Here is a 22,019-nt window from a genome sequence, read left to right on the forward strand (position 1 = left end):
GTGATATTCGAGGACGACCGGTCGACGCGCCAGCGCGTGGCCCGCTCCATCCTCGTCAGCGGTCCCTCCACCGCCGCGGCGCTGGGTGAGCGGCTCGACCTCACCCCGGCCGCCGTGCGCCGCCACCTCGACCAGATGGTCGACGAGGGCGCCGTCGAGGCCCGCGACCCGCGGCCCCAGGCCCAGCGCGGCCGCGGCCGCCCGGCCAAGGTCTTCGCGCTCACCGAGCTCGGCCGCGAGGGCTTCGACCAGAAGTACGACGACCTGGCCGTCGACGCGCTGCGCTTCGTCCGCGACACCGCGGGCGAGGAGGGCGTGCGGGCGTTCGCCGAGCGGCGCGCGGCCTTCATCGAGGAGCGCTTCGGCGCGGTCTCGCAGGCCCGGCCCGAGCTGAGCCCGGCCGAGGTCGTCGCCACCGTCCTGACCGACGAGGGCTACGCCGCGGCCGTGCGCGAGCTGCCGCTGGCCGGCGAGCAGCTGTGCCAGCAGCACTGCCCGGTCTCCCACGTCGCCCACGAGTTCCCGCAGCTGTGCGAGGCCGAGACCCAGGCCATCGGCCGGGTCCTCGGCCGCCACGTGCAGCGGCTCGCCACCATCGCCCACGGCGACGGCGTGTGCACCACCTGCATCCCTGGCCCTCCGGTCCAGCACAGTCCCAGCACCACCAACGAGAAGGAGAAGGTCACTTCATGACCTCCATCGAGGAGCGGAACCCCGAGCTCGAGGGGCTCGGGCGCTACCAGTTCGGCTGGGCCGACAGCGACGCGGCCGGTGCCGCGGCGACGCGTGGGCTCAACGACACGGTGGTCCGCGACATCTCGGGCAAGAAGTCCGAGCCCGCCTGGATGCTGGACCTCCGGCTCAAGGGGCTCAAGCTGTTCGGTCGCAAGCCCATGCCGACCTGGGGCTCGGACCTGTCGGGCATCGACTTCGACAACATCAAGTACTTCGTGCGCTCCAGCGAGAAGCAGGCGACCTCGTGGGAGGAGCTCCCCGAGGACATCAAGAACACCTACGACAAGCTCGGCATCCCCGAGGCGGAGAAGCAGCGCCTCGTCGCCGGCGTGGCCGCACAGTACGAGTCGGAGGTCGTCTACCACTCGATCCGTGAGGACCTCGAGGAGCAGGGCGTCATCTTCGTCGACACCGACACGGCGCTGAAGGAGCACGAGGAGCTCTTCAAGGAGTACTTCGGCACCGTCATCCCGGTCGGCGACAACAAGTTCGCTGCGCTCAACACCGCGGTGTGGTCGGGCGGCTCGTTCATCTACGTGCCCAAGGGCGTGCAGGTCGACATCCCGCTGCAGGCCTACTTCCGGATCAACACCGAGAACATGGGCCAGTTCGAGCGGACCCTGATCATCGTCGACGAGGGCGCCTACGTGCACTACGTCGAGGGCTGCACGGCCCCGATCTACTCCTCGGACTCGCTGCACAGCGCGGTCGTGGAGATCATCGTCAAGAAGGGCGGCCGCTGCCGCTACACGACCATCCAGAACTGGTCGAACAACGTCTACAACCTCGTCACCAAGCGCGCGACGTGCGAGGCCGGCGCGACCATGGAGTGGGTCGACGGCAACATCGGCTCCAAGGTGACGATGAAGTACCCCGCCATCTACCTCATGGGCGAGCACGCCAAGGGCGAGACGCTCTCCATCGCGTTCGCCGGCGAGGGCCAGCACCAGGACGCCGGCGCCAAGATGGTGCACGCCGCGCCGCACACCTCCAGCTCGATCCTGAGCAAGTCGGTGGCGCGCGGGGGCGGGCGGACGTCGTACCGCGGGCTGATCCAGGTCAACGAGGGCGCCTACGGCTCGAAGTCCAACGTGCTCTGCGACGCGCTGCTGGTCGACCAGATCAGCCGCTCCGACACCTACCCCTACGTCGACATCCGCGAGGACGACGTGTCGATGGGTCACGAGGCGAGCGTCTCCAAGGTCTCCGACGACCAGCTCTTCTACCTCATGTCGCGCGGCATGGAGCAGGACGAGGCCATGGCGATGATCGTGCGCGGCTTCGTCGAGCCGATCGCCAAGGAGCTCCCGATGGAGTACGCCCTCGAGCTCAACCGGCTCATCGAGCTGCAGATGGAAGGCGCTGTCGGCTGATGGGTCTGGATGTCGTCTCCCACCTGCACCCGGTGGGCTCCTTCGACCTGGCCGACCACCCCGTGCCCACCGGGCGCGAGGAGGTCTGGCGGTTCACCCCGCTCAAGCGGCTCAAGGGTCTGCACGACGAGGCACCGCTGACCGGCGACGGCTACGACGTGAAGCTCGAGGTCCCCGAGGGCGTCACCGCCGAGGCCGTCCCGGTCGCGGAGTCCGAGCGCGGGCTGTCCGGCTTCGTGCCGACCGACCGGGTCGCCGCGCGGGTCTGGGCCGAGGCGCCCTACGTCCGCACCATCGACGTGCCCGCCGACACCGAGCTCACCGAGCCGGTGGTGCTCACCGTCACCGGCCGCGGTTCCGGCGACCCGGTGGCCCGCCAGATCCTGGTCAAGGTCGGGTCCCACGCCAAGGCCACCGTGGTCCTGCGCTGGGAGGGCTCCGCGGTCTGGGCCGACACCGTCGAGCTCGTCGTCGGCGACGGCGCGCAGCTGACCTACGTCACGGTCCAGGACTGGGCCGACGACGCGGTCCACCACTCGACCCAGCACGCCAAGGTCGGGCGCGACGCCACGCTCAAGCACGTCGCCGTCAGCTTCGGTGGCGACCTGGTCCGCCACGACGCCACCGCGACGTACGACGGTCCGGGCGGCTCGGTGGAGATGCTCGGCCTCTACTTCGCCGACGACGGCCAGCACCTCGAGCACCGGCTCTTCGTCGACCACAACGCCCCCAAGACCCGCAGCAACGTGTCCTACAAGGGCGCGCTGCAGGGCCAGGGTGCGCACACCGTGTGGATCGGCAACGTGCTGATCCGCAAGGAGGCTGAGGGCATCGAGACCTACGAGGAGAACCGCAACCTCGTGCTCACCGACGGCTGCCAGGCCGACTCGGTGCCCAACCTGGAGATCGAGACCGGCGAGATCGAGGGCGCGGGCCACGCGTCGGCGACCGCCCGCTTCGACGACGAGCAGCTGTTCTACCTGCGCGCGCGCGGCATCTCCGAGCAGGAGGCCCAGCGGCTGGTCGTGCACGGGTTCTTCAACGACCTGATCCGCAAGATCGCCGTGCCCGAGCTCGAGGAGTCGCTGACCTCGACGGTCGAGGCCGAGTTGGCCAAGAACGTCCTCAAGGAGCTCGCATGAGCTTCGAGCGGGCCTGCGCGCTGGCCGACGTACCCACCGACGAGGCGCTCGGCGTCACGGTGGGCGACCAGGCCGTCGCGGTGGCCCGGCACGGCGAGGAGGTCTTCGCGCTCGAGGACGTCTGCTCGCACGCCGCGGTCGCGCTCTCCGAGGGCGAGGTCGACGACTGCACGCTCGAGTGCTGGCTGCACGGCTCGCGCTTCGACCTGCGCACCGGCAAGCCCACCGGGCTGCCCGCCACCGAGCCGGTGGCCACCTTCGCCGTCGAGGTCCGAGGCGGCGACATCTACGTAGACACCACCACCACGCTGAACGGAGTGACTCCCCAGTGAGCACGTTGGACATCAAGGACCTGCACGTCTCGGTCGCGACCGAGGACGGTCCGAAGGAGATCCTCAAGGGCGTCACGCTGACCATCAACAGCGGCGAGACGCACGCGATCATGGGCCCGAACGGCTCGGGCAAGTCGACGCTGGCCTACTCCATCGCGGGCCACCCGAAGTACGACGTCACCGGCGGCTCGGTGACCCTCGACGGCGAGGACGTCCTCGCGATGAGCGTCGACGAGCGCGCCCGGGCCGGGCTGTTCCTCGCGATGCAGTACCCCGTCGAGGTCCCCGGCGTCTCGGTGGCCAACTTCCTGCGCACGGCCAAGACCGCCATCGACGGCGAGGCGCCCAAGCTCCGCACCTGGGTCAAGGACGTCAACACCGCGCTGGACAACCTCAACCTCGACGCGACGTTCTCCCAGCGCTCGGTCAACGAGGGCTTCTCCGGCGGTGAGAAGAAGCGCCACGAGATCGCCCAGCTCGAGCTGCTCGACCCCAAGGTCGCGATCCTCGACGAGACCGACTCCGGCCTCGACATCGACGCGCTCAAGGTGGTCTCGGAGGGCGTGAACCGGTTCCGCGCCAAGGAGGGCAAGGGCGTCCTGCTCATCACCCACTACACCCGGATCCTGCGCTACATCCAGCCCGACGTCGTCCACGTCTTCGTGGCCGGCAAGGTCGCCGAGTCCGGCGGCGCGGAGCTGGCCGAGGAGCTCGAGGCCAACGGCTACGAGAAGTACCTCGGGGCCACGGTCTGATGACCCTCGACGGGCTCCTGCCTGAGCTGGAGGTCATCCGCAAGGACTTCCCGATCCTCGAGCGTCAGCTCGCGGACGGGAAGCCGCTGGTCTACCTGGACAGCGCCAACACCTCGCAGAAGCCCCAGGTGGTCATCGACACGATGGTCGACCACCTCGAGCGCCACAACGCCAACATCGCTCGCGCCATGCACCAGCTCGGCGCGGAGTCGACCGAGGCCTACGAGGCGGCGCGCGACCAGGTCGCGGCCTTCCTGCACGCGCCCTCGCGGAACGAGGTCGTCTTCACCAAGAACGCCACCGAGGCGCTCAACCTGCTCGCCCGCACCATCGAGCTGCAGCCCGGCGACAACGTGGTCATCACCGAGATGGAGCACCACTCCAACATCGTGTCCTGGCAGCTCGCCTGCGAGCGGTCCGGCGCCGAGCTGCGGTGGTTCGGGCTGACCGAGGACGGCCACCTCGACCTGTCGAACGCCGACCAGCTGGTCGACGAGCACACCAAGGTCGTGGCCTTCACCTGGGTCTCCAACATGCTCGGCACCGTCAACCCGGTCGCCCGGCTCTCCGAGCTGGCCCGTGCGGTCGGCGCCTACTCGGTCGTCGACGCCTCGCAGGCCGCCCCCCAGCTGCCCATCGACGTCACCGAGGTCGGCTGCGACTTCCTGGTGTTCACCGGCCACAAGACGGTCGGTCCCACCGGCATCGGCGTGCTCTGGGGCCGCGAGGAGCTGCTCAACGCACTGCCGCCGTTCCACGGCGGCGGCGAGATGATCGAGACCGTCACCATGGAGCGCTCGACGTACGCCGCCGCACCCCACCGCTTCGAGGCCGGCACCCCGCCGATCGTCGAGGCCGTCGGGCTCGGGGCGGCCCTGGACTACCTGAGCCAGGTGGGGCTGGACGCCGTGCACCGCCACGAGCAGACCATCACCGCCTACGCCCTCGAAGGCCTCGCGACCGTCAAGGGGCTGCGCGTCCTCGGGCCGCTCGACGCCACCCAGCGCGGGGGAGCGATCTCCTTCGAGCTGGCCGGCGTGCACCCGCACGACATCGCCACCGTCCTGGACACCCGCGGCATCGCCGTGCGCGCCGGTCACCACTGCGCCAAGCCCGCCCACGCGCGCTACGGCGTGCAGAGCACGACGCGCATGTCGTCGTACCTCTACACCACGCCGGAGGAGATCGACGCCCTGGTCGAGGGCCTGGAACAAACCCGCGCGTACTTCGGGTTGGACTGAAGCCATGGACCTCGACAGCCTCTACCAGGAGATCATCCTGGACCACTACAAGCACCCCCACCACAAGGGGCTCCGCGAGCCCTTCGAGGCGGAGGTGCACCACGTCAACCCCACCTGCGGCGACGAGGTGACGCTGCGCGTGCACGTCGCCGACGGCGTCGTCTCCGACGTGTCGTACGACTCGGTGGGCTGCTCGATCTCGCAGGCCTCCGCCTCGGTCATGACGGACCTGGTCATCGGCAAGAGCGTCGACGAGGCCATGCGCATCCACGGCGAGTTCCTCTCCCTCATGCAGGGCAAGGGCACCGTCGAGCCGGACGAGGAGGTCCTGGAGGACGGGATCGCCTTCGCCGGCGTCGCGAAGTTCCCCGCGCGCGTGAAGTGCGCTCTGTTGTCGTGGATGGCCTGGAAGGACGCCACCGCCCAATCCCTGGAGGCCAGCAATGGTTGAGTCCACCCCCGAGTCCACCTCTGCGCACACCGTCGACCACGGCGGCCTGCCCGTGGTCCCCGAGGCCGGCGGCGGCGGCACCGCGACCGTCAGCGTCGACGACGTCACCGAGGCGATGAAGGACGTCGTCGACCCCGAGCTCGGCATCAACGTCGTCGACCTCGGCCTGGTCTACGGCGTGCACCTCGACGACGGCCACAACGTCGTCCTGGACATGACCCTCACCTCCGCGGCCTGCCCCCTGACCGACGTCATCCAGGACCAGACCAACTCCGCCCTCGAGGGCCTCGTCAACGACGTGGCCATCAACTGGGTCTGGATGCCCCCGTGGGGCCCGGACAAGATCACCCCGGACGGCCGCGAGATGCTGCGGGCCCTCGGCTTCAACGTCTGACTTCGTCATCCGTCTGCGCCTCAGGGCCACGACAGGGGAGCCCCGGACGACTCGTGGTCGTCCGGGGCTCGTTCCGGTTGCGCGGACGGGGGACCGCGGCCGGAGTCTGGCCGACCGCCTCAGCCCGGCGGCAGGGTGAGGGTGGTGGTGGCCGGGGTCCCTGGCCCCTTCGTGCTGACGCCCCGGGTGACCGTGACCGTGAAGTCCACGCTGTCCGCGCCCTTCGGGACCGGGGTCGCGAAGGGCAGGCTCGCGGTCTGTTCCTCGGGGATGTCGAAGGGGACGCTCCCGAGGTCGGTGTCGCCGGCCTTCGCGTCGACCGTGCCCTGGCACCCGTCGGCGCCCGTCCCGCAGCTGAGCTGGAGCGAGACCCGGCCGCCGGCGTCGGGCTGGAGGGCGGTGGTGGTGACGTTGACCAGCGAGGGGAACTCGTTGCCGGTCGGGGTGTCGTCGCCGTTCGGGTCGAAGCAGCCGTCGAACTCGTAGACGGGGTTGGTGACCTCGGCGCCCTTGCGGTCGGTGAGGGTCTGGAAGCCGACGAGCTTGCTCGGGCCGCCGGCGGTCCAGCAGCCGTTGGAGTGGACGTCGAGCTCGAACTTGCCGTAGCCCTCGGGGGGCATGGGGTTGTTCGGGTCGGTCCAGGAGACCAGGCAGTTCCAGTTGCTGCCGGGGCCGACGTTCGCCTCGACGGCGCCGCCCTTGTCGCACATGGCTCGTGCGTCGAGGGAGGCCGGGGTGACGCCCTGGTGGCCGAGCAGGCGGGCCTGCTGGGCGTACAGGTTGGCGAACTCGGTGGGCAGGGAGCGCTCCAGGCGGGCCTGGGTGACCGCGCTGCCGCCGCCGGTGCCGGCGAGGACGGCACCGGCGATGGCGACGAGGGCGACGAGCGCCAGGACGACGGTGATGACGAATCGACGCATGGTCAGCCTCCGGTGATGTCGCGACGGCGCAGGACGAGGAAGGCGGCTGCGAGGCAGACCGCGCTCCACCCGGCGCAGGTGACGACGGACTCGAGGAGCGGCCCGGTGAACCGGGGTGCCGCGAGGAGGCCGTGCCAGGCCTCGAAGGGGGTGGAGAGGAGGTACGGGCGCAGGGTCTCGATGCCGCCCAGCGCGCCGACGAGCTGCATGACCAGCCCGAGCACGACGGGCGCGGCGATCCCGACCGCGGCGTTGCGCGACCACACCGAGAACAGCAGGGCCAGACAGGTGAACCCGACCATGGGCAGGGCCATCGTGGCCCAGGCGGCGGCGACCAGCCCCAGCGCGGCGTGCGGCTGCACGGTCTGTCCGGACAGGCCGGTCAGGGGCTGGTGGCCGACGACCACCCAGCTGGCCGCGATGGTGGCGGCGGCGAGCAGCGCGAGGGCGACGAGCGCGAAGACCACCGCGACGACGGTCTTGGCCCAGAAGAGCGTGGCCCGCCCGGTGGACCGGGTGAGGACCGTCTTCCAGGTGCCGTGCTGGTCCTCGCTGGCGAAGATGTCGCCGGCCACGACCGCGGTCAGCAGCGGCAGCACCCACTGGGAGGCGAAGCCGAGGACCAGCAGCGCCATCGCGAAGCCGTTCTCGGTCGCGAACCGGCCGAAGAGCGTGTCCTTCGGCGGGCGGGGCTGGGCGTGCACGACCACGACGACCGCGATCGGGGCGAGGACCGCACCGATCAGCAGCGCCTTGGTGCGCAGCTGGGCGCGCAGCTTGCGGGTCTCCCACACCAGCGCGGCGGCGAGGCCCGGGCGCCGGGCGGCGGACGCGCGTACGCCGGCCTCGCGGCTCGGGAGGGCGGTCGTGGTCATCGGACGGTCACCGTGGTGCGGTCGTCCGGCTCGGCGTCGGTGAGCATGAAGAACAGGGCCTCCAGGGGGGTCTGGGTCGGGGTGAACTGGCGCAGCCCGATGCCGGCGCGGACCAGGTCGGCGACGTACGCCGAGAGCCGCGCGGGCGGCCCGACGGCCACGAGCCCGCCGTCCGGGTCGACCTCCACGGCCACCTCGGGGTGGCTCGCGATGGCCAGGGCGACGGCGCGGGCGTCGTCGTCGGTGCTGAGCAGGTGGCCGGGGTCGGGGGCCATGGCGCGCAGCTGGCCGAGCGAGCCGTGGAAGGCGACCTTCCCGCGGGCCATGATCGTGACGTTGTCGCAGATCTCCTCGACCTCGTCCATGTGGTGGGAGGACAGCAGGACGGTCAGTCCGCTGTCGGCCAGCCGCTTCACCAGCGCCCGCATGTCGCGGATGCCTCCCGGGTCCAGGCCGTTGGCCGGCTCGTCGAGGATCAGCAGCCGCGGGTCGCGCAGCAGGCTGGCGGCGACACCGAGCCGCTGCCGCATGCCGTAGGAGTAGCCGGCGACCTTGTCCTCCTCACGCCCGGTGAGGTCGACGACGTCGAGCACCTCCGCGACCCGGCCGGCCCGGGTGGCGCGCTCCCCGCCGTCGAGCAGCGCGAGCCCCTCGAGGTTCTCCCTCCCGGTCAGGTAGGGGTAGAAGCGAGGACTCTCGATGAAGCCCGCGACCCCGTCCAGCACCCCGACCCCGGACTCGTCCCAGGTGCGCCCGAAGACGCGGACCGTGCCGGAGTCGGGGCGGATGAGGCCGAAGAGCATCCGCAGGAACGTCGTCTTCCCCGCGCCGTTCGGCCCGAGGATCCCGTAGACCTCGCCCTGGGCGACCCGCAGGGACAGGTGGTCGACGGCGACCAGCGGGCCGTAGCGCTTGGTGACGTCGACCGCCTCGACGGCCAGCGCGTGGTCAGGGGTGCGTGCCATGTCCTGCACGGTAGGAACGTGCGGATGAAGGGCGGGTGAAGGCGACGGCCCCTCCCCGGCGGACTAGTCGTCGGCCCCGATGCGGAACGTGTACGGCGGCCCGCCGAGCCCGTCGTCGACCGCGGCCTCCCCGCTGCTCGTGCCCGCCGGGACCTCGACGGTGGCGACGAAGCCGAGGCGGTCGCCCGCCGGCGTGAAGGGACCGAGGTCGGCGACGCTGCCGTCGGGGAAGGTGACGGTCAGCGTCACGTCGGGCAGCGGCACGAGCGGGTCGTCCGCGTCGGAGGTGTCGTTGCAGGTGCTCGTGTACCACTCGCCGTGCAGCTCCAGCGCCTCTCCCGGGGCGACGGTCGGCGCCGGTCGACCACGGCGGTGCGTGTCGTGAGCGTCGTCGAGCTGCGGCCCCGCGCACGAGGCGCCGCCCCCGCCGGCGTCTGGCGCCGCCGCAGCCGGCGGCCACGACGGCGAGCAGGCAGGCCAGGGAGACGGCGGTGGTCCGCACGGGTGCTCCGACGCCCGCCCGGTCAGGTCGGTTCCGCGCGGGGCAGGTCGAGGTCGTGCTCGGCGATGAAGGCGTCGATGTCGTCCTGGCTGGTCTGGCCGGCGGCCAGCGCCTGCTTGGCGGCGAGCAGGACCTCGTACGGCGCGGTCAGCTCGAGCGCGATGCCGTCGGGGTCGCGGAAGTTCAGGTGGTGGCCGAACTCCATGTCGCGGATCGGCGTGTAGACCACGCCGTGCTCGTCGAAGCGGCGCTCCCACGCCTCGAGCTCCTCGCGGGAGCTCGCGGTCAGACCGACGTGGTCCACGCCGGTGTGGAGCTCGCTGAACGGCCCGCCGGCGGCGCCGTCGTGCCGCACGACCGAGAGCGTGAAGCCGGTCCCGGGGTGCATGAGGATGCGGCCGTACCCGACGTCGAGGACGAGCACGAAGTCGAACACCTCGGTCCAGAAGCGCTGGCTGCGGTCCAGGTCGGTGACCGTGAAGGACAGGTGGTCGACACCGGCGAACGTCACCACGGGGACCTCCGGAGACAGGATCGGTGCCTCGACGCTAGGACGGCGGACCGCCGGGCGCCAGGGAACCTGTTCCTGGGCTAGCGTCGCGGAGTGCCCACGGTCCTGGTCCCGCGCGAGCGGTTCGAGCGGTGGGTGGCCAACTTCCGGGGCCGCCACGGCGACGCGAGCCTCGCGGTGACCGACGGCGCCCTGCGCGGCGCGGCCGCGGACGGCTCGACCTTCGAGGCCCGGCTGCCCCTCGGCGCGGCGTACGACGGACCGGCGGGTGCGGCCGCGTTCGCCGAGCGGGTGCGGCCGGAGGGGGAGTGGGGCGTGCTGCTGGTGCGCAAGGGCGGGTTCGCGGTGGCCCGGCTGGAGGGCGGGCGGACGGTGGAGTCCAAGGTCGGGCAGCGGCACGTGCAGGGCCGGACCAAGGCCGGCGGGCAGAGCCAGCAGCGGTTCGCGCGACGGCGCGACAACCAGGCGCGGCAGGCCTACGAGGCGGCGGCCGACCACGCGGCGCGGATCCTGACCATGGCGGCGGTGGTGACCGGTGGTGACCGGACCGCGGTCGAGGAGGTGCTCGCCGACCCGCGGCTGGCCGGGCTGCGGGTGGTCGGGCCGTGGCTGCCGGTGCCGGACCCGCGGCGTGACGTGCTCGAGCAGGCGGTGGCCGACGGCTCGTCCGCGGTCGTGGAGGTGGAGAACGCGTGAGGCTGCTGCTCCTGGCCGACACCCACCTGCCCCGGCGGGCCAGGGACCTGTCGGCCGAGGTCTGGGCCGAGGTCGAGCGCGCCGACGTGGTCCTGCACGCGGGCGACTGGGTCGACGTCGCGCTGCTGGACGAGCTCGAGGCGCGGGCCCGGCGGGTCGTCGGCGTCTACGGCAACAACGACGGGCCGGCGCTGCGGGCGCGGCTGCCCGAGGTGGCCCGCGTCGAGCTGGGCGGGGTCCGGTTCGCGGTGGTGCACGAGACCGGCGCCAAGCTGGGCCGCGAGCAGCGCGCGGCGGCGACGTACCCCGACGTCGACGTGCTCGTCTTCGGCCACAGCCACATCCCGTGGGACACCACGGCCGAGACCGGGCTGCGGCTGCTCAACCCGGGCTCGCCGACCGACCGGCGCCGCCAGCCCTTCTGCACCTACCTCACCGCGCTCGCCACGGACGGCGCGCTGCGTGAGGTCGTCCTGCACCGGATCGAGCCCCGGATCGGCTAGCGTCCGCAGCATGTGGCAGCCCGAGCCGGGGTGGCACCCGCTGCCCGGCGGGAGCGGCACGTCCACCGTCGGCGTCTGGCGCACCGTGCTCGGCGGCCGCCCGGTGGTGGTCAAGCGGCTCGCCCGCCCGGCGCCCCGGGACCCGGCCGAGCTGTCCGACCCGCGCCACTTCGCCTACTGGCGGCGCGCGGCCGACGTGGTCACCGCGCGGCTGCCGCTCGACCGGACGCCGGGACTGCGGGCGCCGCGCCTGACCTCGGTCGAGGAGGACGAGGAGGGCATCACGCTCGTCCAGGACTGGGTGGAGGACGCCGCCAACTCCGGGCTGTTCTCGGCGCTCGCGCTGGGTCGGTTCACCGGCGCGGACCTGGGCGAGCAGGCGTTCTGGGCGCGCGCTCCGCTGCGGGACCGGATGGCGCGCACCGAGCGGCGCGGCGGCTGGCCGACCCTCGCCCGTACGACGGTCGCGGACGTCGCGGACCACCTGTGGGCCCGGCGCGGGGCACTGCTGGACGAGCTCGACGCCCTGCCGCAGGTGACCCAGCACGGCGACCCGACGCCCACCAACCTCCCCGGGCGCGACGAGGACGACATCGTCGCCATCGACTGGGGCACCCTCGGCACCGGGCCGGTCGGGGGCGACCTGGGCCTGCACATGCTGAGCGCGCGCGAGGAGTTCGAGCCGCTCCTGGACGCCTACCTGCTCGGCCTGCCGCCGGGCACCGCCACACCCGAGCAGGCCGCGCAGGGCGCCCGCGTGACCGCCGTGCTGACCGCGCTCAGCCGCGCCGAGTGGGCGCTGGCCCGGGTGGCCGGCGGGGAGGGCGCGCTGGCCGGCAAGTACCGCCACCCCGCCGTCGCGCCGCACCTGCGCTCTCTGCAGCGGCAGTTCCCGCAGATCGAGGCCCTGGTCGGGGGCTAGACGCGGGTCAGAGCGACGCGGCCGAGAAGGTGTCGCACTGCTTGATGTTCGTGGCCGAGTAGCCGGTCTTGAACCACTTCATCCGCTCGGCCGAGGAGCCGTGGGTCCACTGCTCCTTGTTGACGTCGCCGCCGCCGGCCTGCTGGATCCGGTCGTCGCCGACGGTCTTGGCGGCGTCCAGCGCCTCCTGGATGTCGCCGTCGTCGATGGACTCGAAGATCTTCACCCCCGAGCCGTCGGTGGTGCCGGTGGCGCCCTTGGCCCACATGCCGGCGTAGCAGTCCGCCTGGAGCTCCAGGCGCACCGAGTCGCTGGTGGGCCCGGTCTGGGTGCGGACCCGGCCCATGGTCCCGAGCAGGTTCTGGATGTGGTGGCCGAACTCGTGGCCGATGACGTACGGCTCCACGAAGTCGCCGCCCTGCCCGCCGAGCTGGCCCTCGAGCACGTCGGCGAAGAACGTGGTGTCGAGGTAGATGGTCTGGTCGGTCGGGCAGTAGAACGGCCCGACGTCCTTGCTCGCCGCGCCGCAGCCGGTGTTGGTGGACCCGTCGAAGGTCACGACCTGGGTCGGCCGGAACGCCGTGTTCGTCTGCTGGGGGAGCACCTGCGACCAGTAGGACTCCAGCGAGACCTCGACGGCCTTGCGGGCGCAGTCGGCGCTGTTGTTGGCGTCCGCGCCGGTCTTGCACTGGTCGTAGCGGTCGGTCTCGGTCGCCGGCCCGCCGCCACCGGAGCCGCCGCCGGCGAACTGCACGATGAGGTAGATCACGACCACCACGATGGTCGTGCCGATGCCGCCACCGGTGATGCCGCCGATGGGCAGGTTGCCCATGCCGCCGCCACCGCCGCCCCCGCCCCGGACGTCCTTGACCCGTCCTCCGCTGATGTCGGCCTTCGGGTTGAAACGCACGGCCCTAGACTAGGGCCAGTCATGATCACTGCTCACCAGCTGGAAGTCCGTGCTGGGGCGAGACTCCTGATGGCAGACGTCAGCTTCCGGGTCGGAGCGGGTGACAAGGTCGGGTTGGTCGGGCGCAACGGCGCCGGGAAGACCACCCTCACCAAGATCCTCGCCGGCGAGGGGCTGCCGGCCGCCGGACGGGTCGAGACGACCGGACCGGTCGGCTACCTGCCCCAGGACCCTCGCACCGGCGACCCCGACGTGCCCGTGCGCGAACGCATCCTGTCCGCGCGCGGCCTCGACGACGTCGTACGACGGCTGCGCGCCGCCGAGACCGAGATGGCCTCGCCGGACCCGGCGGTGGCCGAGCGCGGCATGCGGCGCTACGCCTCGGCCGACGCCGAGCTGCACGCCGGCGGTGGGTACGCCGCGGACGCGGAGGCCGCCCAGATCGCCTCCTCCCTCGGCATCGCCGACCGGCTGATGACCCAACCGCTGCGCACCCTCTCGGGCGGGCAGCGCCGCCGCGTCGAGCTGGCCCGCATCCTCTTCTCCGGCGCCGACACCCTGCTGCTGGACGAGCCGACCAACCACCTCGACGCCGACTCGGTGGTGTGGCTGCGCGACTTCCTGCGCGCGTTCCGCGGCGGGCTCGTGGTGATCTCCCACGACGTGGCCCTGCTGGACGCCACGGTGACCAAGGTGCTCCACCTGGACGCCAACCGGGCCACCGTCGACGTCTACAACATGGGCTGGAAGGCCTACCTCGAGCAGCGCGAGACCGACGAGCGGCGGCGCAAGCGCGAGCGGGTGAACGCCGAGAACAAGGCCAAGACCCTCACCGACCAGGCCAACAAGATGCGCGCCAAGGCCACCAAGGCCACCGCCGCGCAGAACATGCTCAAGCGCGCCGAGAAGATGATGGCCGGCATCGAGGGCGAGCGCGCGGACGACAAGGTGGCGCGCATCAAGTTCCCCGCCCCCGCGCCCTGCGGGCGGACCCCGCTCACCGCGGCCGAGCTGTCGAAGTCCTACGGATCGCTCGAGGTGTTCACCGACGTCGACCTGGCCGTCGACAAGGGCAGCCGGGTGGTGATCCTGGGCCTCAACGGCGCCGGCAAGACCACGATGCTGCGGATCCTGGCCGGCGTGGACAACCCCGACACCGGTCGGGTCGTGCCCGGCCACGGGCTCAAGATCGGCTACTACGCCCAGGAGCACGAGACGCTCGACACCGGCCGCACCGTGCTGGAGAACATGCAGAGCGCCGCGCCCCAGCTCACCGACACCGAGGCCCGCAGCGTGCTCGGCTCCTTCCTGTTCTCCGGCGAGGACGCCCACAAGCCGGCCGGCGTGCTCTCGGGCGGCGAGAAGACCCGCCTCGCCCTGGCCTCCCTGGTCGTCTCCAGCGCCAACGTGCTGCTCCTCGACGAGCCCACCAACAACCTCGACCCCGCCTCCCGCGAGGAGGTCCTGGCCGCCATCCGCAGCTACGAGGGCGCGATCATCCTGGTCACCCACGACGAGGGCGCCGTCCGCGCCCTCGAGCCCGACCGGGTGCTCCTGCTCCCCGACGGCGACGAGGACCTCTGGAACGAGGAGTACGCCGACCTGGTGGCGCTCGCCTGAGCGTCGGTGCTCTCACCTACGCTCGCGACATGACCAGCACGCCGCTGACCGCCGAGGACCTCACCGCCGCGGGGCTGCACCTCGACGTCAGCGGCGCGGTGGCCACGGTGACCCTCAGCCGGCCCGAGGTGCGCAACGCGCAGACCCCGGCGATGTGGCACGCGCTGGCCGGGATCGGCGCGACCCTGCCGGCGACGGTGCGCGTGGTCGTGGTGCGCGGCGCCGGGCAGAGCTTCAGCGCGGGCCTGGACCGGGCGATGCTCGACCCGGCCACGGGTGACGTCGGGCGGCTGCTGTCGGAGAGCGACGAGGCCATCGCGGCGGCGATTGACGGCTACCAGCAGGGCTTCACCTGGCTGCGCGACCCGCGCTTCGTCAGCATCGCCGCGGTCCAGGGCCACGCGATCGGCGCGGGCTTCCAGCTGGCGCTGTCCTGCGACCTGCGGGTGCTGGCCGACGACGCCCAGCTGTCGATGAAGGAGCCGGCCCTGGGCCTGGTGCCGGACCTGACGGGAACAAAGCCCCTGGTCGAGGCGGTTGGCTACCAGCGAGCGCTGGAGATCTGCGCCACCACCCGGATGGTCGGGGCCGCCGAGGCCGTGGACGTCGGGCTGGCGCTGACGGCGGTGCCGGCCGACCAACTGGAGCAGACGGTGGCCGACCTCGTCCAGGCGCTCACCGCCCCGGTCGCCGGTGCGGTGACCGAGACCAAGCGGCTGCTGCTCAGCGCGACGGCCGCGGACCTCGAGACCCAGCGGCGACTCGAGCGGGAGGCGCAGGTGCGCCGGTTCCGCGAGCTGGAGCCGCTGATGAGACAGACCCAGACACCCGCACGAGCACAGGAGTAGGCACATGTCGATGGCGGGCGGACCGGGTCCGGGGGCGGCGTGGCGCCACCTCCGATCGGACCGCAGCGTCGTCAACAACCGCGTCGACCGCCGTACGGTCGGCCGGATCCTGCGCTTCGCCGGCCCGCACCGGCGGCTCATCAGCGTCTTCTTGACCCTCACCGTCATCGACGCGGCCATGGTCGTGGTCACGCCGCTGCTGGTGCAGAAGATCGTCGACGACGGCATCCTGGCCGGCGACCGGGGCCTGGTCGTCACGCTGGCGCTCGCGATGGCCGGGGTGGCGGTGTTCAGCGGCGTGCTCAGCGTGCTGTCGGGCTGGCTGTCCAGCCGGATCGGCGAGGGCCTCATCTTCGACCTGCGCACCCAGGTGTTCGGCCACGTCCAGCGCCAGAGCCTGGCCTTCTTCACCCGCACCCAGACCGGTGCGCTGGTGAGCCGGCTCAACAACGACGTCATCGGCGCCCAGCGCGCCTTCACCAGCACCCTGTCCAGCACGGTCGCCAACACCATCGCGGTGGTCGTGGTCGGGGTGACCATGGTGGCGCTCAGCTGGCAGGTGACGCTGCTGTGCCTGGCCATGTTCCCGGTGCTGTTCCTCATCAGCCGCTACGTCAGCGGCCGGCTGGCCGGGCTCACCCGCCGCCAGATGGACGGCAACGCCGATCTCGGCAACGTGATGACCGAGCGCTTCAACGTGGGCGGCGCGATGCTGCTCAAGCTGTTCGGCCGCCGGTCCGAGGAGGACGCGCTCTTCGCCGACAAGGCCGCCGTGGTCCGCGACCTCGGGATCAAGATCGCGCTCACCACCCGGATCTTCGGGGCCAGCATGATGGCGGTCCCGGCGCTGGCCACGGCCCTGGTCTACGGCGTCGGCGGGAACCTGGCCATCGACCGCACCCTCACCGTCGGCACCCTGCTGGCCCTGGCCACGCTGCTGCTGCGCCTGCTCGGGCCGCTGCAGGGCCTGTCCAACGTGCGCATCGACGTGATGACCGCGCTGGTCAGCTTCGAGCGGGTCTTCGAGGTCCTCGACCTGCCCAGCCTGGTCCAGGAGCGGCCCGACGCCGTCGTGCTGCCCCGCAGCGCGGCCAGGGTGGAGTTCGACGCGGTCTCCTTCACCTACCCCAAGGCCGACGACGTCAGCCTGGCCAGCCTGGAGGCCGTGGCCCGCGTGGAGTCGCGTGACCACGTGCAGGTCCTCCACGACGTCACCTTCACCGCCCACCCCGGCCAGATGGTGGCGCTCGTCGGTCCGTCCGGCGCCGGCAAGACCACGATCACCCACCTGGTGGCCCGGCTCTACGACGTCGACGGCGGCGCGGTCCGGGTGGGCGGCGAGGACGTCCGCGACGTGACCCTGGAGTCCCTGGAGGACGCGGTCGGCTACGTCACCCAGGACGCCCACATGTTCCACGACACCATCCGGGCCAACCTGCAGTACGCCGCCCCCGGCGCCACCGACGACGCGGTCTGGCGCGCGCTCGAGGCCGCCCAGATCGCCACGCTGATCCGCGGCCTGCCCGACGGCCTCGACACCGTGGTCGGCGACCGCGGCTACCGCCTGTCCGGCGGCGAGCGCCAGCGGCTGGCCATCGCCCGGCTGCTGCTCAAGTCGCCGGCGATCGTGGTCCTCGACGAGGCCACCGCCCACCTCGACTCCGAGTCCGAGGCCGCCGTGCAGCGCGCCCTGGACGCCGCGCTCGAGGGCCGCACCAGCCTGGTCATCGCCCACCGGCTCTCCACCGTGCGCGGCGCCGACCTCATCCTGGTCGTCGACGGCGGCCGGATCGTCCAGTCCGGCACGCACATCCAGCTCCTGCGCGCCGGCGGCCTCTACGCCGACCTCTACCGCACCCAGCTCGTCGAGGACGTCCCCGCCTAGGCTCGCCCGCATGGACCTCGGACTGACCGACCGCGTGTACGTCGTGACCGGGGGCGCCCGGGGCCTGGGCCGGGCCACGGCCGAGGTGCTCGTGGCCGAGGGGGCCCGTGTCGTCCTCTCCGGTCGGTCCCAGGAGAGCCTGGACGCGGCCGTCGGCGAGCTGGGGGAGCGCGCCGTGGCCGTGGTCGCCGACAACGCCGACGCCGGCACGCCCGGGCGCGTGGTCGACGCGGCGCTCAGCGCCTGGGGCCGCCTGGACGGCGCGCTCATCAGCGTGGGCGGACCGCCGCCCGGGGCGGTCACCGCCATCACCGACGAGCAGTGGACGGCGTCCTTCGAGGCGGTGTTCCTCGGCGCCGTCCGGGTGGCCCGCGAGGTCGCGGCCCGCCTCGGCGACGGCGGCTCGATCGCCTTCGTGCTGTCGTCCAGCGTGCGCAGCCCGATCGCCGGGTTGGCCATCTCCAACGGCCTGCGGCCGGGGCTGGCCATGGTGGCCAAGGCACTGGCCGACGAGCTCGGTCCGCAGGGCGTCCGCGTCAACGGGCTGCTGCCGGGCCGGGTGGCCACCGAGCGGCTCGACGAGCTGGACGCCGCGAGCGGCGACCCCGAGCGGGCCCGCCGCGAGGCGGCGGCCGCGATCCCGCTGCGCCGTCAGGGCGAGCCGGAGGAGTTCGGCCGGGCGGCGGCCTTCCTGCTCTCGCCGGCGGCGTCGTTCGTGTCCGGCGCCATGCTGCCCGTCGACGGTGGGGCGCTGCGGGCGCTCTGATCGACCGGCCGGCCCTGGGCCGCCTTCTTGGCCGCCTTCTCGGCCTCGATCTGGCGCCGGGCCGCGTCGGCCTGCAGCCGGGCCCGCGACTTCGGCCTCGGCGCCTTGTCCTTCCTCCGCACCGGGGGGCGCTCGGACGCCGGCCCGTTGCGCCACTCGTCGACGAGCAGGTAGAAGAAGCCGAAGACCGCCAGCAGCCCGAAGAACCACCACTGCAGGCCGTAGAAGAAGTGCGGGCCGTTGTTCAGCTCGGGCAGCTCGACCGCCTCCAGGCTGGTGGCCGGCTCGGGGTCCTCCGAGCGCAGCTCCACGAAGCCGCCGTACACCGGGCGCCCGATGGCCGGCCCGATCGCGTCGCTGCTGATCGCCCGGGTGGACAGGTCGTCGACGCGCGTGCTGTCGCCGGTGCCGTTGGCGCGCACGTAGCCGGTCACCTCCACCTCGCCCGACGGGGGCGCTGGGACGTCGGCGTCCGCGCCGCTCGGGTCGGTCTCCAGCCAGCCACGGTCGACCAGCAGGGCCGTGCCGTCCGCCGTCACCAGGGGCACCACCACGTCCACCCCCTGGGCGCCGTCGCGGGTGCGGTAGCGGACCAGCACGGTGGAGTCCGCGTCGTAGGTGCCGCTCGCGCTCACCACCCGCCACTCGTCGGCGTCGGTCGGGTCGCCGTCGGGCGTCAGCACCTCGCCCACGGGCGTGACCTGGCGGTGCTCGTTGGTGCGCACGATCTCGTTGCTGGCCTTGCGGTCGTCGAGCCGGCGGAACTGCCACCCGCCCAGCCACCACGCGGCGTACGTCAGCATCACGACGACCAGCGCGAACAGGATCCAGCGCCTACTGAGCAGGAACCGCAACGATCGCACCACGCCACGCTACCCAGGCCGACACGCCCAGCCGCGGGCCAACCGCCTGAACCGTAGGATCGGACGTGTGCAACCGCTCACTGACGCCTTCGGCCGGGTCGCCACGGACCTGCGCGTCAGCCTGACCGACCGCTGCAACCTGCGCTGCACCTACTGCATGCCCGCCGAGGGCCTGGACTGGATGCCCCTGGACTCGCAACTGAGCGACGACGAGGTCGTGCGCCTGATCGGCGTGGCCGTGGAGCGGCTCGGGGTCCGTGAGGTCCGCTTCACCGGGGGTGAGCCGATGGTGCGCCGGGGTCTGGTCGACATCGTGCGGCGCACGGCGGCCCTCGAGCCCCGGCCCGAGACCTCGGTGACGACCAACGCGCTGGGCCTGGCCCGCACCGCCACCGCGCTGGCCGAGGCCGGCCTCGATCGGGTCAACGTCAGCCTGGACACGGTGCGTCCCGAGACCTTCCACGCGATCACCCGCCGCGACCGGTTCCACGACGTCGCCGCCGGGCTCGAGGCGGCCCAGGCCGCCGGGCTCGGACCGGTCAAGGTCAACGCGGTCCTGCTGCGCGGTGTGAACGACGACCAGGCGCCCGAGCTGCTCGCCTGGTGCTTGGAGCGCGGCTACGAGCTGCGCTTCATCGAGCAGATGCCCCTCGACGCCCAGCACGGCTGGTCGCGCGAGGAGATGGTGACCGCCGACGAGATCCTGGCGGCGCTGGAGGAGCGGTTCGTGCTGGTGCCGGCCGAGGAGCCGCGGGGGAGCGCGCCTGCCGAGCGCTTCCTGGTCGACGGCGGCCCGGGCACGGTCGGGGTCATCGCGTCGGTCACGCGCCCGTTCTGCGGCGCCTGCGACCGGGTCCGGCTCACCGCCGACGGCCAGATCCGCAACTGCCTGTTCGCCCGCGAGGAGTCCGACCTGCGCTCCGCGCTGCGGGCCGGTGCCTCCGACGCGGAGCTGGCCGAGCGCTGGCTGGCCGCGATGGCCACCAAGCTGCCCGGCCACGGCATCGACGACCCGACGTTCCTGCAGCCGGACCGGCCGATGTCGGCCATCGGCGGCTGAGCCGTCCGGTCGCTCAGACCGACTCGTCGGCACCTTCGACGTGCTCGACGGCCTCGCGCAGGAACCCGCGCGCGCCCAGGAAGTCGCCCAGCGACTCCCGGTGGTCCACGCACGCCAGCCAGACCTTGCGGCGCTCCGGGGTGTGGATCTTGGGGTTGTTCCAGCGCAGCGCCCAGACGGCGGGCTGCTGACATCCCTTGGCGGAGCAGACGTCACTCATGCGCGCCCGCTGCGAGCCGGAAGGGGCACAAATGTGAAAAAGTGGTGCCGGCCAACCACGGGGAGAGCTGTCCGGCACCACACCGCCGAGCGAACCCGGCGGCACTGCAAGCATGGCACTTCTTCGCGCAGTTTCAAACACGTACAGACCGCAGGTTCGTCAACGGCCCGGACCGGGGCCCAGCTGGGGCCGCGCCGGACCGCCGTCGAGCAGGTCGAAGCCGTCGCTGCGCGAGGTGGTCGCGTTGGCCATCACCACCGCGACGTACGGCAGCACGATCGCGCCGACCAGGAAGATCGGCCACAGCCAGTGGATGCCGGCCAGCGAGGCGAGGATCATCCCGATGAAGCACACGGTGCGCAGCATCATGGAGATGAGGTAGCGGCGCTGACGCGTGCGGATGTCGTCGTTTCGACTGGACGCCGCGGAGGTGATCCGCACCGCCTCGGGCTCACGACTGCGCTCCCGGGCCATGTCTGAAGCCTACGTCGGTAGAGTCCGGATCCCACGCGCGCCAGCAGGAGGCCTCACATGACGAACCGCACGTACCGCGTCACCGAGATCGTCGGGACCTCCCCGGACGGGATCGAGCCCGCCATCCGCAACGCCGTCGAGCGCGCCAGCCAGACGTTGCGGCACTGCGACTGGTTCGAGGTGACCGAGGTCCGCGGCCAGATCAAGGACGGCACGGTCGAGCACTTCCAGGTCGGGCTCAAGGTCGGCTTCCGCCTCGAGGACGAGGAGTAGCCGCACCACGGCGGGCCCGTTTCCGCCTACCCCGCGGTAAGCACTAGCGTCGAGCGGGTGACGCAGGAGAGTGAGCCGCAGGCCCGGTCGGTGCTGGTCACCGGCGGCAGCCGGGGGATCGGACGAGCCATCGCCGAGGCCTTCGTGGCCCAGGGCGACCGGGTCGCGGTGACCAGTCGTGGCGGCGGCGCCCCGGCGGGTGCGCTGGACCTGACCTGCGACATCACCGACCCCGCGCAGGTCGAGGCGGCGTTCGCGGCCGCCGAGGAGGCGCACGGACCGGTCGAGGTCCTGGTGGCCAACGCCGGGATCACCAAGGACACCCTGCTGCTGCGGATGTCCGAGGACGACTGGTCCACGGTGATCGACACCAACCTCACCGCGTCGTACCGGCTGGCCAAGCGGGCCTCCAAGGGCATGCTGCGGCTGCGGCGCGGGCGCATCGTCTTCATCTCCTCCGTGGTCGGGCTGCTGGGCAACCCCGGCCAGGTCAACTACGCGGCCAGCAAGGCGGGCCTGGTGGGCATGGCGCGCTCGATCGCGCGGGAGCTGGGCTCACGCTCGATCACGGCGAACGTCGTCGCGCCGGGCTTCGTGGAGACCGACATGACCGCCGAGCTCACCGACGAGCAGCAGGCGGCGATCAAGGCCAGCGTGCCGCTCCAGCGGTACGCCTCGCCGCAGGAGGTCGCCTCCGCGGTGACCTGGCTGGCGAGCGACGGCGCGGCGTACGTCACCGGGGCGGTCGTCCCGGTCGACGGTGGACTCGGAATGGGGCACTGA

General features: G+C 72.3%; 27 protein-coding genes. 18 read left to right on the forward strand and 9 right to left on the reverse strand.

Annotated features, from left to right (window positions below; translation table 11 throughout):
* Positions 1–36: 36 nt before the first annotated feature.
* The 8 genes from G5V58_RS10355 (at position 37) to G5V58_RS10390 (ending at position 6,423) form a co-directional block, all read left to right on the forward strand.
* Positions 37–693, forward strand: coding sequence for a helix-turn-helix transcriptional regulator (locus G5V58_RS10355; RefSeq protein WP_230487253.1), 657 nt, complete (start codon positions 37–39; stop codon positions 691–693).
* On the forward strand, positions 690–2,108 hold the full coding sequence (gene sufB, locus G5V58_RS10360) for a Fe-S cluster assembly protein SufB (protein WP_165231976.1): 1,419 nt from the start codon (positions 690–692) through the stop codon (positions 2,106–2,108). Before G5V58_RS10355 ends, sufB begins: the two co-directional genes overlap by 4 nt.
* The gene (sufD, locus tag G5V58_RS10365) at positions 2,108–3,250 is read left to right on the forward strand and encodes a Fe-S cluster assembly protein SufD (RefSeq protein ID WP_165231979.1); all 1,143 of its coding nucleotides are present in this window, start codon (positions 2,108–2,110) and stop codon (positions 3,248–3,250) included. Before sufB ends, sufD begins: the two co-directional genes overlap by 1 nt.
* On the forward strand, positions 3,247–3,582 hold the full coding sequence (locus tag G5V58_RS10370; protein WP_165231982.1) for a non-heme iron oxygenase ferredoxin subunit: 336 nt from the start codon (positions 3,247–3,249) through the stop codon (positions 3,580–3,582). The genes sufD and G5V58_RS10370 overlap by 4 nt, the downstream gene beginning before the upstream one ends.
* The gene (sufC, locus tag G5V58_RS10375) at positions 3,579–4,337 is read left to right on the forward strand and encodes a Fe-S cluster assembly ATPase SufC (protein WP_165231985.1); all 759 of its coding nucleotides are present in this window, start codon (positions 3,579–3,581) and stop codon (positions 4,335–4,337) included. The genes G5V58_RS10370 and sufC overlap by 4 nt, the downstream gene beginning before the upstream one ends.
* On the forward strand, positions 4,337–5,578 hold the full coding sequence (locus G5V58_RS10380) for an aminotransferase class V-fold PLP-dependent enzyme (RefSeq protein ID WP_165231988.1): 1,242 nt from the start codon (positions 4,337–4,339) through the stop codon (positions 5,576–5,578). Before sufC ends, G5V58_RS10380 begins: the two co-directional genes overlap by 1 nt.
* 4 nt (positions 5,579–5,582) lie before the next feature.
* On the forward strand, positions 5,583–6,029 hold the full coding sequence (gene sufU / locus G5V58_RS10385; RefSeq protein ID WP_165231991.1) for a Fe-S cluster assembly sulfur transfer protein SufU: 447 nt from the start codon (positions 5,583–5,585) through the stop codon (positions 6,027–6,029).
* 115 nt (positions 6,030–6,144) lie between these two features.
* Positions 6,145–6,423: a metal-sulfur cluster assembly factor gene (locus G5V58_RS10390; protein ID WP_230487346.1), complete on the forward strand. Its 279-nt coding sequence runs from the start codon at positions 6,145–6,147 to the stop codon at positions 6,421–6,423.
* A 119-nt stretch (positions 6,424–6,542) separates the two neighbouring features.
* On the opposite strand, the gene G5V58_RS25620 is transcribed toward G5V58_RS10390, so the two are convergent.
* The 5 genes from G5V58_RS25620 to G5V58_RS10415 form a co-directional block, all read right to left on the reverse strand.
* Positions 6,543–7,343, reverse strand: a complete 801-nt coding sequence (locus tag G5V58_RS25620; RefSeq protein ID WP_196240578.1) for a hypothetical protein — start codon at positions 7,341–7,343, stop codon at positions 6,543–6,545.
* A 2-nt stretch (positions 7,344–7,345) separates the two neighbouring features.
* Complete coding sequence (locus tag G5V58_RS10400; protein ID WP_165231997.1) at positions 7,346–8,218, reverse strand: ABC transporter permease; 873 nt, start codon at positions 8,216–8,218, stop codon at positions 7,346–7,348.
* Positions 8,215–9,183 carry an ABC transporter ATP-binding protein gene (locus G5V58_RS10405; protein WP_165232000.1) on the reverse strand — a complete coding sequence of 323 codons (969 nt, stop codon included), beginning with the start codon at positions 9,181–9,183 and terminating at the stop codon, positions 8,215–8,217. Before G5V58_RS10405 ends, G5V58_RS10400 begins: the two co-directional genes overlap by 4 nt.
* A 63-nt stretch (positions 9,184–9,246) precedes the next feature.
* Positions 9,247–9,447: a hypothetical protein gene (locus G5V58_RS10410; RefSeq protein ID WP_165232003.1), complete on the reverse strand. Its 201-nt coding sequence runs from the start codon at positions 9,445–9,447 to the stop codon at positions 9,247–9,249.
* Positions 9,448–9,707: 260 nt separating this feature from the next.
* Positions 9,708–10,196: a VOC family protein gene (locus G5V58_RS10415; protein ID WP_165232006.1), complete on the reverse strand. Its 489-nt coding sequence runs from the start codon at positions 10,194–10,196 to the stop codon at positions 9,708–9,710.
* Between the two features lie 93 nt (positions 10,197–10,289).
* Between G5V58_RS10415 and G5V58_RS10420 the strand changes: the two genes are divergently transcribed.
* The 3 genes from G5V58_RS10420 to G5V58_RS10430 are packed head-to-tail and all read left to right on the forward strand — an operon-like array spanning position 10,290 to position 12,317.
* Positions 10,290–10,892: an acVLRF1 family peptidyl-tRNA hydrolase gene (locus G5V58_RS10420; protein ID WP_165232009.1), complete on the forward strand. Its 603-nt coding sequence runs from the start codon at positions 10,290–10,292 to the stop codon at positions 10,890–10,892.
* Positions 10,889–11,395 carry a metallophosphoesterase family protein gene (locus tag G5V58_RS10425; protein WP_165232012.1) on the forward strand — a complete coding sequence of 169 codons (507 nt, stop codon included), beginning with the start codon at positions 10,889–10,891 and terminating at the stop codon, positions 11,393–11,395. Before G5V58_RS10420 ends, G5V58_RS10425 begins: the two co-directional genes overlap by 4 nt.
* 10 nt (positions 11,396–11,405) lie before the next feature.
* The gene (locus G5V58_RS10430; RefSeq protein ID WP_165232015.1) at positions 11,406–12,317 is read left to right on the forward strand and encodes a phosphotransferase; all 912 of its coding nucleotides are present in this window, start codon (positions 11,406–11,408) and stop codon (positions 12,315–12,317) included.
* Between the two features lie 7 nt (positions 12,318–12,324).
* Here G5V58_RS10430 and ypfJ read toward each other — a convergent pair whose 3' ends face one another.
* On the reverse strand, positions 12,325–13,227 hold the full coding sequence (gene ypfJ, locus G5V58_RS10435) for a KPN_02809 family neutral zinc metallopeptidase (protein WP_165232018.1): 903 nt from the start codon (positions 13,225–13,227) through the stop codon (positions 12,325–12,327).
* Positions 13,228–13,248: 21 nt separating this feature from the next.
* Between ypfJ and G5V58_RS10440 the strand changes: the two genes are divergently transcribed.
* The 4 genes from G5V58_RS10440 to G5V58_RS10455 are packed head-to-tail and all read left to right on the forward strand — an operon-like array spanning position 13,249 to position 18,346.
* A complete protein-coding gene (locus G5V58_RS10440) occupies positions 13,249–14,847 on the forward strand; it encodes an ABC-F family ATP-binding cassette domain-containing protein (RefSeq protein ID WP_165232021.1) in 1,599 nt (532 codons plus the stop codon).
* Between the two features lie 29 nt (positions 14,848–14,876).
* Positions 14,877–15,695, forward strand: a complete 819-nt coding sequence (locus G5V58_RS10445; RefSeq protein WP_165232024.1) for an enoyl-CoA hydratase/isomerase family protein — start codon at positions 14,877–14,879, stop codon at positions 15,693–15,695.
* A gap of 10 nt (positions 15,696–15,705) precedes the next feature.
* Complete coding sequence (locus G5V58_RS10450; protein WP_165232028.1) at positions 15,706–17,580, forward strand: ABC transporter ATP-binding protein; 1,875 nt, start codon at positions 15,706–15,708, stop codon at positions 17,578–17,580.
* A 10-nt stretch (positions 17,581–17,590) separates the two neighbouring features.
* The gene (locus G5V58_RS10455) at positions 17,591–18,346 is read left to right on the forward strand and encodes an SDR family oxidoreductase (RefSeq protein WP_165232031.1); all 756 of its coding nucleotides are present in this window, start codon (positions 17,591–17,593) and stop codon (positions 18,344–18,346) included.
* Here the strand turns inward: G5V58_RS10455 and G5V58_RS10460 are convergent.
* Complete coding sequence (locus G5V58_RS10460; RefSeq protein WP_165232034.1) at positions 18,232–19,209, reverse strand: SURF1 family cytochrome oxidase biogenesis protein; 978 nt, start codon at positions 19,207–19,209, stop codon at positions 18,232–18,234. The two genes, G5V58_RS10455 and G5V58_RS10460, sit on opposite strands and share 115 nt — an antisense overlap.
* 67 nt (positions 19,210–19,276) lie before the next feature.
* On the opposite strand from G5V58_RS10460, the gene moaA reads away from it, so the two are divergent.
* Positions 19,277–20,269 (forward strand): GTP 3',8-cyclase MoaA, encoded by a 993-nt coding sequence (gene moaA / locus G5V58_RS10465; RefSeq protein WP_456237803.1) that lies wholly within the window; start codon positions 19,277–19,279, stop codon positions 20,267–20,269.
* 13 nt (positions 20,270–20,282) lie between these two features.
* On the opposite strand, the gene G5V58_RS10470 is transcribed toward moaA, so the two are convergent.
* Positions 20,283–20,489 carry an acetone carboxylase gene (locus tag G5V58_RS10470; protein ID WP_165232037.1) on the reverse strand — a complete coding sequence of 69 codons (207 nt, stop codon included), beginning with the start codon at positions 20,487–20,489 and terminating at the stop codon, positions 20,283–20,285.
* A 159-nt stretch (positions 20,490–20,648) separates the two neighbouring features.
* Complete coding sequence (locus G5V58_RS10475; RefSeq protein ID WP_165232040.1) at positions 20,649–20,963, reverse strand: DUF3099 domain-containing protein; 315 nt, start codon at positions 20,961–20,963, stop codon at positions 20,649–20,651.
* A 57-nt stretch (positions 20,964–21,020) separates the two neighbouring features.
* Between G5V58_RS10475 and G5V58_RS10480 the strand changes: the two genes are divergently transcribed.
* Entirely contained in the window at positions 21,021–21,236 is a 216-nt protein-coding gene (locus G5V58_RS10480) for a dodecin (protein WP_165232043.1), read from the forward strand.
* Between the two features lie 57 nt (positions 21,237–21,293).
* Positions 21,294–22,019 carry a 3-oxoacyl-ACP reductase FabG gene (gene fabG, locus G5V58_RS10485; RefSeq protein ID WP_165232045.1) on the forward strand — a complete coding sequence of 242 codons (726 nt, stop codon included), beginning with the start codon at positions 21,294–21,296 and terminating at the stop codon, positions 22,017–22,019.

The sequence above is a fragment of the Nocardioides anomalus genome (assembly GCF_011046535.1).
Lineage (GTDB): Bacteria > Actinomycetota > Actinomycetes > Propionibacteriales > Nocardioidaceae > Nocardioides > Nocardioides anomalus.